This is a genomic window from Pseudomonas sp. 43mfcvi1.1 (genome assembly GCF_900115935.1).
Classification (GTDB): domain Bacteria; phylum Pseudomonadota; class Gammaproteobacteria; order Pseudomonadales; family Pseudomonadaceae; genus Aquipseudomonas; species Aquipseudomonas bijieensis.
Genome location: NZ_UETT01000001.1, coordinates 77,400 through 91,911, shown reverse-complemented (window position 1 = coordinate 91,911; position 14,512 = coordinate 77,400). Strand labels below are relative to the sequence as shown.

14 protein-coding genes are annotated in these 14,512 nt (G+C 61.4%); all 14 read right to left on the bottom strand.

What is annotated here, in order from left to right; translation table 11 throughout:
- Nucleotides 1-41: 41 nt before the first annotated feature.
- Complete coding sequence (locus DTP52_RS00400; RefSeq protein ID WP_060738629.1) at nt 42-437, bottom strand: DUF2802 domain-containing protein; 396 nt, start codon at nt 435-437, stop codon at nt 42-44.
- Nucleotides 438-923 carry a chemotaxis protein CheW gene (locus DTP52_RS00395; protein ID WP_003199144.1) on the bottom strand — a complete coding sequence of 162 codons (486 nt, stop codon included), beginning with the start codon at nt 921-923 and terminating at the stop codon, nt 438-440.
- A 72-nt stretch (nt 924-995) separates the two neighbouring features.
- The gene (locus DTP52_RS00390; RefSeq protein WP_109751362.1) at nt 996-1,868 is read right to left on the bottom strand and encodes a CheW domain-containing protein; all 873 of its coding nucleotides are present in this window, start codon (nt 1,866-1,868) and stop codon (nt 996-998) included.
- A 96-nt stretch (nt 1,869-1,964) separates the two neighbouring features.
- The gene (locus DTP52_RS00385; protein WP_018606550.1) at nt 1,965-2,756 is read right to left on the bottom strand and encodes a ParA family protein; all 792 of its coding nucleotides are present in this window, start codon (nt 2,754-2,756) and stop codon (nt 1,965-1,967) included.
- Nucleotides 2,757-2,805: 49 nt separating this feature from the next.
- Nucleotides 2,806-3,690, bottom strand: a complete 885-nt coding sequence (gene motD / locus DTP52_RS00380; protein ID WP_109751361.1) for a flagellar motor protein MotD — start codon at nt 3,688-3,690, stop codon at nt 2,806-2,808.
- Nucleotides 3,691-3,705: 15 nt separating this feature from the next.
- Nucleotides 3,706-4,446 (bottom strand): flagellar motor protein, encoded by a 741-nt coding sequence (locus tag DTP52_RS00375; RefSeq protein ID WP_003199135.1) that lies wholly within the window; start codon nt 4,444-4,446, stop codon nt 3,706-3,708.
- Complete coding sequence (locus DTP52_RS00370; protein ID WP_109751360.1) at nt 4,446-5,576, bottom strand: chemotaxis response regulator protein-glutamate methylesterase; 1,131 nt, start codon at nt 5,574-5,576, stop codon at nt 4,446-4,448. Before DTP52_RS00370 ends, DTP52_RS00375 begins: the two co-directional genes overlap by 1 nt.
- Nucleotides 5,577-5,624: 48 nt before the next feature.
- Complete coding sequence (locus DTP52_RS00365) at nt 5,625-7,880, bottom strand: chemotaxis protein CheA (protein ID WP_109751359.1); 2,256 nt, start codon at nt 7,878-7,880, stop codon at nt 5,625-5,627.
- Nucleotides 7,881-7,910: 30 nt separating this feature from the next.
- Nucleotides 7,911-8,696 (bottom strand): protein phosphatase CheZ, encoded by a 786-nt coding sequence (locus DTP52_RS00360; RefSeq protein WP_060738635.1) that lies wholly within the window; start codon nt 8,694-8,696, stop codon nt 7,911-7,913.
- An 18-nt stretch (nt 8,697-8,714) separates the two neighbouring features.
- Entirely contained in the window at nt 8,715-9,086 is a 372-nt protein-coding gene (locus tag DTP52_RS00355; RefSeq protein WP_003199125.1) for a chemotaxis response regulator CheY, read from the bottom strand.
- Between the two features lie 167 nt (nt 9,087-9,253).
- A complete protein-coding gene (fliA, locus tag DTP52_RS00350; RefSeq protein WP_109751358.1) occupies nt 9,254-10,000 on the bottom strand; it encodes an RNA polymerase sigma factor FliA in 747 nt (248 codons plus the stop codon).
- Nucleotides 9,997-10,827, bottom strand: a complete 831-nt coding sequence (gene fleN, locus DTP52_RS00345) for a flagellar synthesis regulator FleN (protein ID WP_003184001.1) — start codon at nt 10,825-10,827, stop codon at nt 9,997-9,999. Before fleN ends, fliA begins: the two co-directional genes overlap by 4 nt.
- 116 nt (nt 10,828-10,943) lie before the next feature.
- Nucleotides 10,944-12,293 (bottom strand): flagellar biosynthesis protein FlhF, encoded by a 1,350-nt coding sequence (gene flhF / locus DTP52_RS00340; protein WP_095973956.1) that lies wholly within the window; start codon nt 12,291-12,293, stop codon nt 10,944-10,946.
- 11 nt (nt 12,294-12,304) lie between these two features.
- Nucleotides 12,305-14,434, bottom strand: a complete 2,130-nt coding sequence (flhA, locus tag DTP52_RS00335; RefSeq protein ID WP_109751830.1) for a flagellar biosynthesis protein FlhA — start codon at nt 14,432-14,434, stop codon at nt 12,305-12,307.
- Nucleotides 14,435-14,512: the final 78 nt, after the last annotated feature.

Below are 14,512 nucleotides of genomic sequence, written 5' to 3'. Positions count from 1 at the left end.
GCGAGCAGGCTCGCTCCCACAGTTGGATCGAGGTAAAGCGATCAGCCGCCCCGGTGCAGCTTGCTCATCAACTCCGCCTCGGCCTGGGTCAGGCCGCAGGCTTGGGTCAGTTCATCGACGCTGGCGCCCATGCCCACCAGGCGGGCGGCCTGGGCGAAGGACAGGCTGGAGGGGTCGCGCTGTTCCAGCTGGGCAAGTTTATCCGGCAACGGCGCGACCACGGCACGCAGCTCATGGAGCGCTTCGCCCATGCGCACGGTGCCGTTCTGGTAATCGTCGACGCGCTTGGCCAGGTCCTTGATGCGCTGGTCGCGCAGCGCATCGCCCTGGGCCTGTTGAGCGGCGATCTGCCGCTGGCCGCGTATGTACGCCAGGAACATCGCCAGCGTGCCTGCCCAGAAAAGGAACAGGACAATGACTGCTACCTCAAGAATCAATCAGATACTCTCCAGTTCCGACCACTCTTCTTCGCTCATCATCTTGTCCAGTTCAACCAGGATCAGCAACTCGTTGTTCTTGTTGCACACGCCCTGGATGAACTTGGCCGACTCTTCGTTACCCACGTTCGGCGCAGTCTCGATTTCCGACTGGCGCAGGTAAACCACTTCGGCGACGCTGTCGACCATGATGCCAACCACTTGCTTGTCGGCTTCGATGATGACGATCCGGGTGTTGTCGCTGATCTCGGCATTCATCAGGCCGAAGCGCTGACGGGTATCGATCACGGTGACCACGTTGCCACGCAGGTTGATGATGCCCAGCACGTAGCTCGGTGCACCCGGTACCGGGGCGATCTCGGTATAGCGCAGCACTTCCTGAACGCGCATCACGTTGATGCCGTAGGTTTCGTTATCGAGCTTGAAGGTCACCCATTGCAGAATCGGATCTTCAGAACCCTTTTGAGACGACGCCTTATCATTCATACCCTGACCCCTCGAAAAACCGCCTGTGGCGGCGTGTATTCTGTCCGGCGACGCTGCGCGCCACCGGTTGTCTTATTTCGGTTTCCGGACCGGCTTGCTGCCGCCCAGGTGTTTTGCCCCGCCGCTGGCGATCAGTTCCGCCAGTTCGGAAACGTCCAGCAAGGCGCACATGTGTTCGATCACCGTACCGGCCAGCCATGGCCGTTGCCCTCGATGGCTGCGCCACTTGATCTCGTTCGGGTCCAGACGCAGCGAACGGCTGACCTGATGCACCGCCAACCCCCACTCGTAACCCTGCACCGAAATCACGTATTGCAGGCCCTGGCGAAAGTCATCGCGATAACGGTCCGGCATGACCCAGCGCGCGGTATCCAGCACCTTCAGGTTGCCGGCCTGGCTCGGCAGGATTCCGAGGAACCATTCCGGCTGGCCGAACAACGGCGTCAATTCCTGCCCGGCCAGGGAATAAATCGATCCCAGGCATACCAGCGGTACCGCCAGGGTCAACCCGGCCACATCGAACAACAAACACTCGAACGGCTCGGCAGCCCAGGCCGGACGGTCGTCGCCCGGCACCGGTGGCGGCGGATTGCTCGGCGGCAAGTGGACTTCCACTACCGGCGTCACCAGGCCCTGCAACAGCGGGGCAACGGTGGAGACCGGCGCCAGGATCGGCGCAGGCGCATCCATTACCGCCACCTGAGGCTTGATAAACGGTGCCTCGACCGCTGCCGCCATTACTGATTTCTGTGCGTCACGGGCCTGCTCTTCGAGCACGGCCGCTTGAAATTCGTCCAGCACACCCTTGGCTTCGACGTGCTCGGGCAACGCCTCGATCACGCTTGGCTGCGGTGGCAATTCTTCGGTCGCTTCCTGCAACAGCCCATCCAGATAGGATTGCAGGGCCATTTGCGGACGCGAGGTTGTCTTAATCGGGCGGCTCATGGGAACAGTGCGCCACTTGAAGAGGTTATCGGCATGAATGCGGTAGGACTTGAGCGTTCGCAAGCGAACACAGTGCCAGTGGAAAGCCTCGTCACGTTAAGCCACCTGCTGCGGAACAAGCTGCTGGGCCAGCAGGTGCTTGAGCAGCGCCCGGTAGGCCAACACGCCACGGCTCTTGCCATCGAATTGCGAAGGGGTCACTCCGGCCCGACTGGCGTCGCGCAGGCGGGTATCGACGGGGATATAACCTTGCCAGATGTCATCCGGATACATGTCCCGCAATACGCGCAGGGTGCCGAGGGACGCCTGGGTGCGACGATCGAACAAGGTCGGCACGATATTGAAAGCCAGCGTCTGCTTGCGCGAGCGGTTGACCATCGCCAGGGTATTGACCATCCGCTCCAGGCCTTTGACCGCCAAGTGCTCGGTCTGTACCGGGATCACCAGTTGCTGGCTGGCAGCCAAGGCATTGACCATCAGCAAACCCAGCAACGGCGGGCTGTCGATGATCGCGTAATCGAAATCCTGCCACAGCTGCGCCAGACTCTTGGCGATCACCAGGCCCAGGCCGCTCTGCCCGGGCGACTGTCGCTCCAGGGTGGCCAAGGCGGTGCTCGAGGGCAACAGGGAAATTCGCTCGTCGCTGGTGGACAACAGCAACTGCCCCGGCAGGCCCTCGGGCACAACGCCCTTGTGCAGGAACAGGTCGTAGTTGCTGTGCTCCAGGCTGTCGGGATCGTAGCCGAAATAGCTGGTCATCGAGCCATGGGGGTCCAGGTCGACGATGACCACGCGCTTGCCCGCCTCGGCCAGCAACCCGGCTAAAGCGATGGAAGATGTGGTCTTGCCCACACCACCTTTTTGATTGGCGACTGCCCAGACTCTCATTCGGATCGTTCCTCCCGGCCGAAACAGGCTCGACCGAGAAATAGCTCGGTTATAAAGCGGGTGACGGAGAATTGACGGCACTCTGTCTTCCCGGCGGCTTGACCGGAGCCGGTGCAGTTTGTGTGCCAGCCCGCTTCAATGCCGCATCCGGGGTTGCATTGGCCGTACCGGTACCGGTCAGGCTGCGACGCACATCGAGGTTACGCGACACCACCAGCACCACCCGCCGGTTGCGCGCACGCCCCTCGGCAGTGGCGTTGTTGGCGACCGGCTGGAACTCGCCGTAGCCCACCGATGCCAGGCGCCCAGGGTTCACACCCTGCATCGCCAGCATGCGCACGATGCTCGCCGAACGGGCCGAGGACAGTTCCCAGTTGGTCGGGTACTGCGCAGTACGGATCGGCTGGTCGTCGGTAAAGCCTTCGACATGGATCGGATTGTCAAAGGGCCTCAGGATCGCCGCCACCTTGTCGATGATGTTGAAGGCCATGTCGCTGGGCATCGCGTCGCCGCTGCCGAACAACAGGCTGGAATTGAGCTCGATCTCGACCCACAACTCGTTGCCGCGTACGGTCATCTGGTTGGAGCTGATCAAGTCACCGAACGCGGCGCTGATGTCGTCGGCGATGCTTTTCAACGGGTCGCTGCCACCGGCGATACCGGCATCGACCTGTTCGCTGTCCTTGATCAAAGGTTTGGCCGGGGTGCTGCTCTTGGGCCGCTCGTCGCCGATAGGGATCGGCTTGAGGGCGCGGTCGGAGTCGGTAAAAACGCCGATCAACGCCTCGGAAATGACTTTGTACTTGCCTTCGTTGACCGACGAAATCGAATACATGACCACGAAAAAGGCGAACAGCAACGTAATGAAATCGGCATAGGAAACCAGCCAGCGTTCATGGTTGACGTGTTCTTCACGATGCCTGCGACGTGCCATGGTCCATGCTCCCCATCAGTCCATGAAGCCTTGCAGCTTCAATTCAATGGAACGTGGGTTTTCACCTTCGGCAATCGACAGGATCCCTTCCAGCAGCATTTCGCGATAGCGCGACTGGCGCAACGCGATGGACTTGAGCTTGGCCGCGATAGGCAACAGCACCAGGTTGGCACTCGCCACACCGTAGATCGTGGCGACGAACGCCACGGCAATGCCGCTGCCCAGCTGCGACGGATCGGCCAGGTTGCCCATTACATGGATCAGCCCCATCACCGCACCGATAATACCAATGGTCGGCGCGTAGCCGCCCATGCTCTCGAATACCTTGGCCGCCTCTATATCGCGGCTTTCCTGGGTGTAGAAGTCCACTTCCAGGATGCTGCGGATGGCTTCCGGCTCGGCACCGTCCACCAGCAATTGCAGGCCTTTGCGCGAATAGCTGTCGGGTTCGGCATCGGCCACCCCTTCCAGCCCCAGCAAGCCTTCCTTGCGAGCGGTCAGGCTCCAGTTCACTACCCGGTCGATACCGCCGGCCAGGTCGACCCGCGGCGGAAACAGGATCCAGATCAGCACTTGCATGGCGCGCTTGAAAGCACTCATGGGCGACTGCAACAACGCAGCGCCAATGGTGCCACCGAGCACGATCAATGCCGCCGGGCCGTTGGCCAGCGCCCCCAGGTGACCGCCTTCCAGATAATTGCCGCCAATGATGGCGACGAACGCCATGATGATGCCGATCAGGCTAAGCACATCCATTACAGGCAGGCCTCGACCAGGTGTCTACCGATGTCGTCCAACCCGTACACTGCGTCGGCAAGATCAGCTTTTACGATGGCCATCGGCATGCCGTAGATCACGCAGCTGGCTTCGTCCTGGGCCCAGATCGCACTGCCGCCCTGCTTGAGCAGGCGCGCACCTTCACGACCGTCGGCGCCCATGCCGGTGAGCACCACCGCCAGAACTTTGTCACCGTAGGACTTGGCCGCGGAACCGAAGGTAATGTCCACGCAAGGCTTGTAGTTCAGGCGCTCGTCGCCCGGCAGGATTTTCACCGCGCCACGGCCGTCGATCATCATCTGCTTGCCACCTGGCGCCAACAACGCCAGGCCGGGACGCAGGATGTCGCCATCCTCGGCTTCCTTGACGCTGATGTTGCACAGCTTGTCCAGGCGTTCGGCAAAAGCCTTGGTGAACGCCGCCGGCATGTGCTGGATCAACACGATGGGGGCCGGGAAATTGGCCGGCAACTGGGTCAGGACCCGTTGCAGCGCCACCGGACCACCCGTGGACGTGCCGATGGCGACCAGCTTGTAGGCTTTACGCTTGGGGGCCGGCGACGACGCAGTGGCGGCGGGCGCCGGACGGGCAGGAGTCGGTGCCGGAGCGCTGCGTACCGGGGCTGGATTGAAGCTGCCCGACGACGTCGGCGCCGGGCTTGGCGCCACGACAGGGGCTGGCGCGGGTGCGCTGTAGGCACTGACACGCCGGTTGCTGCGGGAAATACTGTGGACCTTTTCGCACAGCAACTGCCGGACCTTGTCGGGGTTGCGCGAAATGTCTTCGAAATTTTTCGGCAGGAAATCCACCGCCCCGGCATCCAGCGCATCGAGGGTTACCCGGGCGCCTTCATGAGTCAGGGACGAGAACATCAATACCGGAGTCGGGCAGCGCTGCATGATATGCCGCACGGCCGTGATGCCATCCATCATCGGCATCTCGTAGTCCATGGTAATCACGTCCGGCTTGAGTGCCAGGGCCTGATCGATCGCCTCTTTGCCGTTGGTCGCGGTACCGACGACCTGAATGCTCGTGTCCGCCGAAAGAATTTCCGAGACGCGGCGGCGGAAAAACCCCGAATCGTCCACCACCAGGACTTTAACTACCATAAACACTCCGTTAGACGAGGCGCGGCCCTGGGCCCCGCCCCTCCAGAATCAAATACGCCGTGCGGCGTAACGCTTGAGCATGCTTGGCACATCGAGAATCAACGCGATGCGGCCGTCGCCGGTGATGGTGGCGCCGGACATGCCCGGGGTGCCCTGGAGCATCTTGCCCAACGGCTTGATGACCACTTCTTCCTGGCCCACCAACTGGTCGACGACGAAGCCGATCCGCTGGGTGCCCACCGAAAGGATCACCACATGGCCTTCGCCCTGCTCCACATGGGCCGCGGAGCTGACCAGCCAGCGCTTGAGGTAGAACAGTGGCAGTGCCTTGTCCCGCACGATCACCACTTCCTGGCCGTCCACCACGTTGGTGCGCGACAGGTCGAGGTGGAAGATCTCGTTGACGTTGACCAGCGGGAAAGCGAAGGCCTGGTTGCCCAGCATCACCATCAAGGTCGGCATGATCGCCAGGGTCAACGGAACCTTGATGACAATCTTCGAGCCCTGGCCCTTGGTCGAGTAGATATTGATCGAACCGTTGAGCTGGGAAATCTTGGTTTTCACCACGTCCATGCCCACGCCACGGCCCGACACGTCGGAAATCTCGGTCTTGGTCGAGAAGCCCGGGGCAAAGATCAGGTTGTAGCACTCAGTGTCGCTCAGGCGGTCGGCGGCATCCTTGTCCATTACACCGCGTTTCACCGCGATGGAACGCAATACGTTCGGGTCCATGCCTTTGCCATCGTCGGAGATCGACAGCAGGATGTGGTCGCCCTCCTGCTCGGCAGCCAGGATCACCCTGCCGCTGCGGACCTTGCCTGAAGCTTCGCGCTCTTCCGGCGACTCGATACCGTGGTCGACCGCGTTGCGCACCAAGTGGACCAGCGGGTCGGCCAGGGCCTCGACAAGGTTCTTGTCGAGATCGGTCTCTTCACCCACCAGTTCCAGGTTGATTTCTTTCTTGAGCTGGCGAGCCAAGTCACGAACCAGGCGCGGGAAGCGCCCGAAGACTTTCTTGATCGGCTGCATGCGGGTCTTCATGACCGCGGTCTGCAGGTCCGCCGTGACCACGTCGAGGTTCGACACGGCCTTGGACATGGCTTCGTCCTGGCTGTTGAGGCCCAGGCGCACCAGACGGTTACGCACCAGCACCAGCTCGCCGACCATGTTCATGATCTCGTCCAGGCGTGCGGTATCGACCCGAACGGTGGTTTCGGCTTCGCTGGCCGGTTTTTCCGCTGGCGCAGCCGCTGGAGCGCGGGCGGGTGCCGGGGCAGCAGCGGCGGGCTTGGCAGGCTCGGCCTTGGGTTCCGGTGCCTTGGCCGCGGGTTTGGGCACAGCCTTGGCCGCGGGTGCTGCCGCAGTGGCGGCGGCAGGCGCGGCAGAAGCGGTACCGACTTCGCTGAACTTGCCCTTGCCATGCAGCTCATCGAGCAGTGATTCGAATTCGTGGTCGCTGATCAGGTCGCTACCCGCGGCAGCGGCAGCAGGCTTGGCCGGTGTCGGCGCCGAAGCGATGGCCGAATCCAGTGCGTCCACGGCAAAGGTGCCCTTGCCATGCAACTGATCGAGCAATGCTTCGAATTCATCGTCGGTGATGTCCGAGCTGTCGCCTGCGGCTTTCGGGGCGGCCGGGGCCGCCGACGGGACGACGGCATCAGGTGCGAACTGGCCCTTGCCATGAAGCTGGTCGAGCAGCGACTCGAACTCGGCATCGGTGATTTCATCGCTGGCAGCCCCATCGGCGGCCGGCGCAGCGGGTGCAACCGGAGCGGCCGGCGCCTCGGCCTGGGCCTTGACGGTGTTGAGGGAGTCCAGCAGTTGTTCGAATTCGTTATCGGTGATGTCGCCCGATTCCTCGGCGACCGGTTCTTCGACCACTGCCTCGGCAACCGGCGCCGCTTCGTCAGCCGATTGCGGCTCGGCCAGGCGCGACAGCGCGGCGAGCAGCTCGGGGGTGGCAGGGGTAATCGGCGAGCGCTCACGCACTTCGCTGAACATACTGTTGACCGCATCCAGCGCTTCAAGCACCACGTCCATCAGTTCCGAATCAACGCGACGCTCACCCTTGCGCAGGATGTCGAACACGTTCTCGGCAATGTGACAGCACTCCACCAGCTCGTTGAGCTGGAGGAAGCCGGCGCCTCCTTTTACAGTGTGGAAACCGCGAAAAATTGCATTGAGCAGATCCGCATCATCAGGTCGGCTTTCCAGCTCGACCAGCTGTTCGGACAGTTGCTCTAGAATCTCGCCGGCCTCAACCAGGAAATCCTGAAGGATCTCTTCATCGGCGCCGAAGCTCATTAATGGCTGCTCCTAAAACAGGGCTAAAACTCAGAATCCAAGGCTGGACAGCAAATCGTCCACATCGTCCTGACCGGACATAACGTCTTCTCTTTTATCGGCATGAATTTGCGGACCTTCACCCTGAGAGAGATGTTTTTGTGGATCTTTTTCAGCAAGCATCGCTTCACGGTCGTGTTCGATACCTGCAAAGCGGTCGACCTGGCTGGCCATCAACACCAGTTTGAGCAGGTTGCTTTCCACTTCGGTGACCAGTTGGGTCACACGCTTGATCACTTGGCCGGTCAGGTCCTGATAGTCCTGGGCCAGCAGAATGTCGTTGAGGTTGCTTGCTACGGCGCGGTTCTCGGTGCTGCTGCGCGTCAGGAAACCGTCGACCCGACGGGCCAGTTCCCGAAACTCTTCAGCGCCGACTTCTCGACGCATGAACCGACCCCAGTCGGTGCTCAAGGCCTGGGCTTCTTCGCTCAGGCCATTGACCAGCGGCGTTGCGCTTTCCACCAGGTCCATGGTGCGGTTGGCCGCGGCCTCGGTCAGCTTGACCACATACCCCAGACGCTCGGTGGCGTCGGTGATCTGCGAGACTTCCTCGGCCTGCGGCATATGCGGGTCGATCTGGAAATTGACAATCGCGCTGTGCAGTTCACGCGTGAGCTTGCCCACTTCCTGATACAGACCGCGGTCACGGGTCTGGTTGAGCTCATGGATCATTTGAACCGCATCGCCAAAGCGACCTTTTTCAAGGCTGTCGACCAGTTCGCGGGCATGTTTTTTCAGGGTCGATTCGAAATCGCCCATTGAAGATTCGTTGTCCATAGCTCCCCCGTGGCGCCGTTAACCGATGCGTTCGAAGATTTTTTCGATCTTCTCTTTCAACGCCTGGGCCGTGAAGGGTTTGACCACATAGCCGTTGACACCGGCCTGGGCCGCTTCGATGATCTGCTCGCGCTTGGCTTCGGCAGTGACCATCAGCACCGGAAGATGCTTGAGTTTTTCGTCGGCACGCACCTGACGCAGCAGGTCGATACCGGTCATGCCCGGCATGTTCCAGTCGGTGACCAGAAAATCGAAGTTGCCACTGTGCAACATCGGGAGCGCAGTGGTCCCGTCATCTGCCTCGGCCGTGTTGGTGAACCCAAGGTCACGCAACAGGTTTTTTATGATCCGCCGCATCGTTGAGAAGTCATCAACGATGAGGATTTTCATGTTCTTGTCCAATTCGACCTCCAAGCAGTCTTAAACGCGCCCAGCACCTGGACGCGCCATTTCAATCAATCCGGCACAACACTCGACAACGGTCTGGAGCACAACGGATGGAGACTGGCGCAGTACTTGCCAGGCCAGCCTCGTTCGCAGTGTCCCCACACTGCCTGTCAACGCGCTCGCCACTCCCCCAAACGCCCCCGCAAACGGGCCGCGCACTGGCTGTGTAACTGGCTGACCCGCGATTCGCTGACCCCCAGGACCTCACCGATTTCCTTGAGGTTCAGCTCTTCGTCGTAGTACAGCGCCAAGACCAGTCGCTCACGCTCCGGCAAATTGGCAATCGCATCCGCCAGCGCGCTCTGGAAACGTTCATCTTCCAGGTCACGCGATGGCTCCATGTGAGCACTCGCGCCATCCTCGTGCAGCCCCTCGTGTTCACCACCGTCCTGCAACAGGTCGTCGAAACTGAACAGGCGGCTGCCCAAGGTATCGTTCAAAATCCCGTAATAATCATCGAGACTCAACTGGAGTTCGGCCGCAACCTCGTGATCTTTAGCGTCACGCCCGGTTTTAGCTTCAATTGCCCGAATTGCATCGCTGACCATGCGGGTATTGCGGTGCACCGAGCGTGGCGCCCAATCGCCCTTGCGGACTTCATCGAGCATGGCCCCGCGAATGCGAATACCGGCATACGTCTCGAAACTGGCGCCCTTGCTCGCGTCGTATTTGTTCGACACTTCGAGCAGGCCGATCATGCCCGCCTGGATCAAGTCTTCGACCTGGACACTGGCCGGCAACCGCGCCAGCAAGTGGTAGGCGATACGCTTGACCAGTGGCGCGTAACGCTCGATCAATTCGTACTGGGCGTCCCGTGCCGATTTTTTGTAGAGATGGTTGTAACCGCTGGCTGTCATAGCACGGGCCCTGCTGTTTGTTGCACAAGACGCTCGACGAAAAATTCCAGATGCCCGCGCGGGTTGGCCGGCAACGGCCAGGTATCGACCTTCTGGGCGATCGCCTTGAACGCCAGCGCGCATTTGGAACGTGGAAAGGCTTCATAAACGGCACGTTGCTTCTGGACGGCCTTGCGTACGCTTTCGTCGTAGGGCACGGCGCCGACGTATTGTAGGGCGACGTCCAGGAAGCGATCCGTGACCTTTGTCAACTTGGCGAACAGGTTGCGGCCCTCCTGTGGGCTCTGGGCCATGTTGGCCAGGACGCGGAAGCGGTTCATGCCATAGTCGCGGTTCAGCAGCTTGATCAAGGCATAGGCGTCGGTGATGGACGTCGGTTCGTCGCAGACCACCAGCAACACTTCCTGGGCCGCGCGTACGAAACTGACGACCGAGTCGCCGATACCGGCCGCGGTGTCGATCACCAGCACATCGAGGTTGTCGCCGATGTCGCTGAAAGCCTGGATCAGGCCGGCGTGCTGGGCCGGGGTCAGGTGAACCATGCTCTGGGTGCCGGAGGCAGCCGGCACGATGCGAATCCCGCCTGGCCCCTGCAACAGCACGTCGCGCAATTCGCAACGGCCTTCGATCACGTCCGCCAGGGTGCGTTTGGGTGTAAGCCCCAAGAGCACGTCGACGTTCGCCAGGCCCAGGTCGGCGTCCAGCAGCATGACCCGTCGGCCAAGCTCTGCCAGAGCCAGGGACAAGTTCACTGACACGTTAGTCTTCCCGACGCCACCTTTGCCGCCGGTCACCGCGATCACCTGTACGGGATGCATGCTGCCCATGTTCGTTCTTTACCTTGTCTTACTTAGACGGAGGCCACATTACTGGCTGCGCGTTCGCATACGGAACAATGCATGGCAGACCATCGATGTAGGTACAAAAAATATTCATGATTACCTCAGCCAACCTGCTTGGTCGGGCTGTGGTAGATATCAGCGAACATATCAGCCATGGCTTCTTCGCTGGGTTCTTCCTGCATTTGCACACTCACGGCACGGCTGACCAGTTGATGACGGCGCGGCAGATGCAAATCATCCGGGATCCGCGGCCCGTCGGTCAGGTAGGCCACCGGTAGTTCATGACCGATCGCCAGGCTCAACACCTCGCCCAGGCTTGCCGTTTCGTCCAGCTTAGTCAGGATGCAGCCGGCCAGCCCGCAGCGTTTGTAGCTGTGGTATGCGGCGGTTAGAACCTGTTTCTGGCTGGTGGTTGCCAACACGAGATAATTTTTTGACTTGATGCCGCGTCCGGCCAGGCTTTCGAGCTGCATGCGCAGGGCCGGATCGCTGGCTTGCAGGCCGGCGGTATCGATCAGTACGACGCGCTTGCGCAGCAACGGTTCCAATGCCTGGGCCAGGGACTGGCCCGGATCCACATGGGTCACCGACACGTTGAGGATCCGTCCCAGGGTCTTGAGTTGCTCCTGGGCACCGATGCGGAAACTGTCCATGCTCACCAGGGCGATGCTCTGGGCGCCGTACTTGAGTACGTAGCGGGCGGCGAGCTTGGCCAGGGTGGTGGTCTTGCCCATGCCGGCAGGACCGACCATGGCAATCACCCCGCCCTCTTCCAGCGGCTCGACTTCCGGCGTGGCAATCATCCGCGCCAGGTGCGCCAGCAACATGCGCCAGGCCTGGCGAGGTTCTTCGATACCATTGATCAATGCCAGCAGGTCCCGGGACAACGGACCGGACAGGCCGATGCGTTGCAGGCGACGCCACAGGTTGGCCTGGGCCGGACGGCTGCCTTGCAACTGGTTCCAGGCCAGGGAGCCGAGCTGGACTTCCATCAGCTCGCGCAGGCTGTTGAGCTCGAAGCGCATCGAGTCCAGGGCGCGCGGATCGACCCCACGGGCAGGCGCGGCGGGTGCCGGCTCTGGACGACGCGGTTCGGCCTGGGCCTGCTCGATCAGCGGCTCGGCAGCGGTCAACGGCAAGCCGGCGGTCAGTGGCTGACCGGCGAACAATTGACGATTGGTGCCCGCGGCACCCTCGCCTTCGCTGCTACGCAGGCTCAGTTCGGCCTGGGCGCTGGCGATGCGCGATTGGGTCTTGCGCAGCTCATCTTCGAGTTCCATGTTCGGAACCCGCGGGGCCAGCGCAGACAGTTTGTAATCCAGGGCCGCCGTCAGCTCGACACCGCCGGCGATACGACGGTTGCCAATGATGGCTGCTTCAGCGCCCAGCTCGTCACGAACCAGTTTCATGGCCTGACGCATGTCGGCGGCGAAAAAACGCTTCACTTGCATAAACCACTACCTCAGCCGTTGGGCCCTACTGTCGCAACGATGGTCACTTGCTTGTTGTCCGGTATTTCCTGGTACGCCAGCACATGCAGCCCCGGGACCGCGAGGCGCCCGAATCGCGAGAGCATCGCGCGAATCGGACCGGCCACCAGCAGGATCACCGGCTGGCCTTGCATCTCTTGCCGCTGGGCTGCTTCGATCAGCGAACGCTGCAGCTTCTCGGCCATGCTTGGCTCCAGCAGGACACCCTCTTCCGAGCCTTGCCCTGCCTTCTGCAGACTATTGAGCAATATCTGTTCCAACCTTGGTTCCAGAGTGATCACAGGCAGCTCGGACTCAGTGCCTACAATGCTTTGGACGATTGCGCGGGACACGCCGACCCGAACAGCTGCCACCAAGGCGGCGGTATCTTGACTCTTGGAAGCGTTGTTGGCGATAGCTTCGGCAATACTGCGTATGTCGCGCACAGGCACTTGTTCGGCCAACAGCGCCTGCAGCACCTTGAGCAACTGCGACAACGAAACCACACCCGGCACCAGCTCTTCGGCCAGCTTCGGCGAGCCTTTTGCCAGTACTTGCAGGAGCTGCTGGACTTCTTCGTGGCCGATCAGCTCGCTGGAGTGCTTGTACAGAATCTGATTCAAGTGGGTCGCCACCACCGTACTGGCGTCTACCACGGTATAGCCGAGAGACTGGGCCTGGGCCCGCTGGCTGATTTCGATCCACACCGCTTCCAGGCCGAAAGCCGGATCCTTGGCGGTGATGCCGTTGAGGCTGCCGTAGACCTGTCCGGGGTTGATCGCCAGTTCGCGGTCGGGGTAGATCTCGGCTTCGGCCAGGATCACCCCCATCAAGGTCAGGCGATAAGCGCTCGGCGCCAGGTCGAGGTTGTCGCGGATATGCACGGTGGGCATCAGGAAGCCCAGGTCCTGGGAGAGCTTCTTGCGCACCCCCTTGATCCGCGCCAGCAATTGCCCCCCCTGGTTGCGATCGACCAAAGGAATCAGGCGATAGCCGACTTCCAGGCCGATCATGTCGATCGGGGTTACGTCATCCCAGCCCAGTTCCTTGGTTTCCATGGCGCGGGCCGGCGACGGCAGCAGTTCCTGCTGGCGCTTGACCTCTTGCAGGGCCTGGACTTTCTGCACGTTCTGCTTCTTCCAGAACAGGTAGGCGCCACCGGCCGCCAGGGCAGCCATGGTCAGAAAGGAAAAGTGCGGCATGCCAGGCACCAGGCCCATCACCGCCATCAGGCCGGCAGCAACGGCCAGGGCCTTGGGCGAGGCGAACATTTGCCGGCCGATCTGCTTGCCCATGTCTTCGGAGCCCGAAGCACGGGTCACCATGATCGCGGCCGCTGTGGATAACAACAGTGATGGCAATTGCGCCACCAAACCGTCACCGATGGTCAACAAGGCGTAAACCCTGCCAGCGTCGCCGAAGGTCATGTCGTGCTGGAAGATACCGACGGCCATGCCGCCGATCAGGTTGATGAACAGAATCAGCAGGCCGGCGATGGCGTCACCGCGCACGAACTTGCTGGCACCGTCCATGGAACCGTAGAACTCGGCTTCCTGGGCCACTTCCAGGCGACGCAGCTTGGCCTGGCTCTGGTCGATCAGGCCGGCGTTGAGATCGGCGTCGATCGCCATCTGCTTGCCCGGCATCGCATCGAGGGTGAAACGCGCGCTCACCTCGGAAATCCGCCCGGCGCCCTTGGTCACCACGACGAAGTTGATGATCATCAAGATGGCGAAGACCACGATACCGACCACGTAGTTACCGCCGATCACCACCTCACCGAAGGCCTGGATCACCTTACCGGCGGCAGCGTGCCCGTCCTGGCCGTGGAGCATGACCACCCGGGTGGACGCCACGTTCAGCGCCAGGCGCAACAGCGTGGCCACCAGCAGGATGGTCGGGAATACGGCGAAATCCAGCGGCCGCAGGGCGTATACGCACACCAGCAGCACGACAATCGACAGGGCGATGTTGAACGTGAAAAACACGTCCAGCAGGAACGGCGGTACCGGCAGCATCATCATGGCGAGCATGACCAGCAGCAACAGCGGCACGCCCAGATTACCCCGACTGAGGTCTACGACATTGCTGCGCGCGGTGCTGAGTAACTGAGAGCGATCCACCAATATTCCCCGTGCCTGTTAAGCAAACTTTTGACGCCTGCAGCGTCATACGGCCTGCTTTTGCAAAAACCCGTCCAA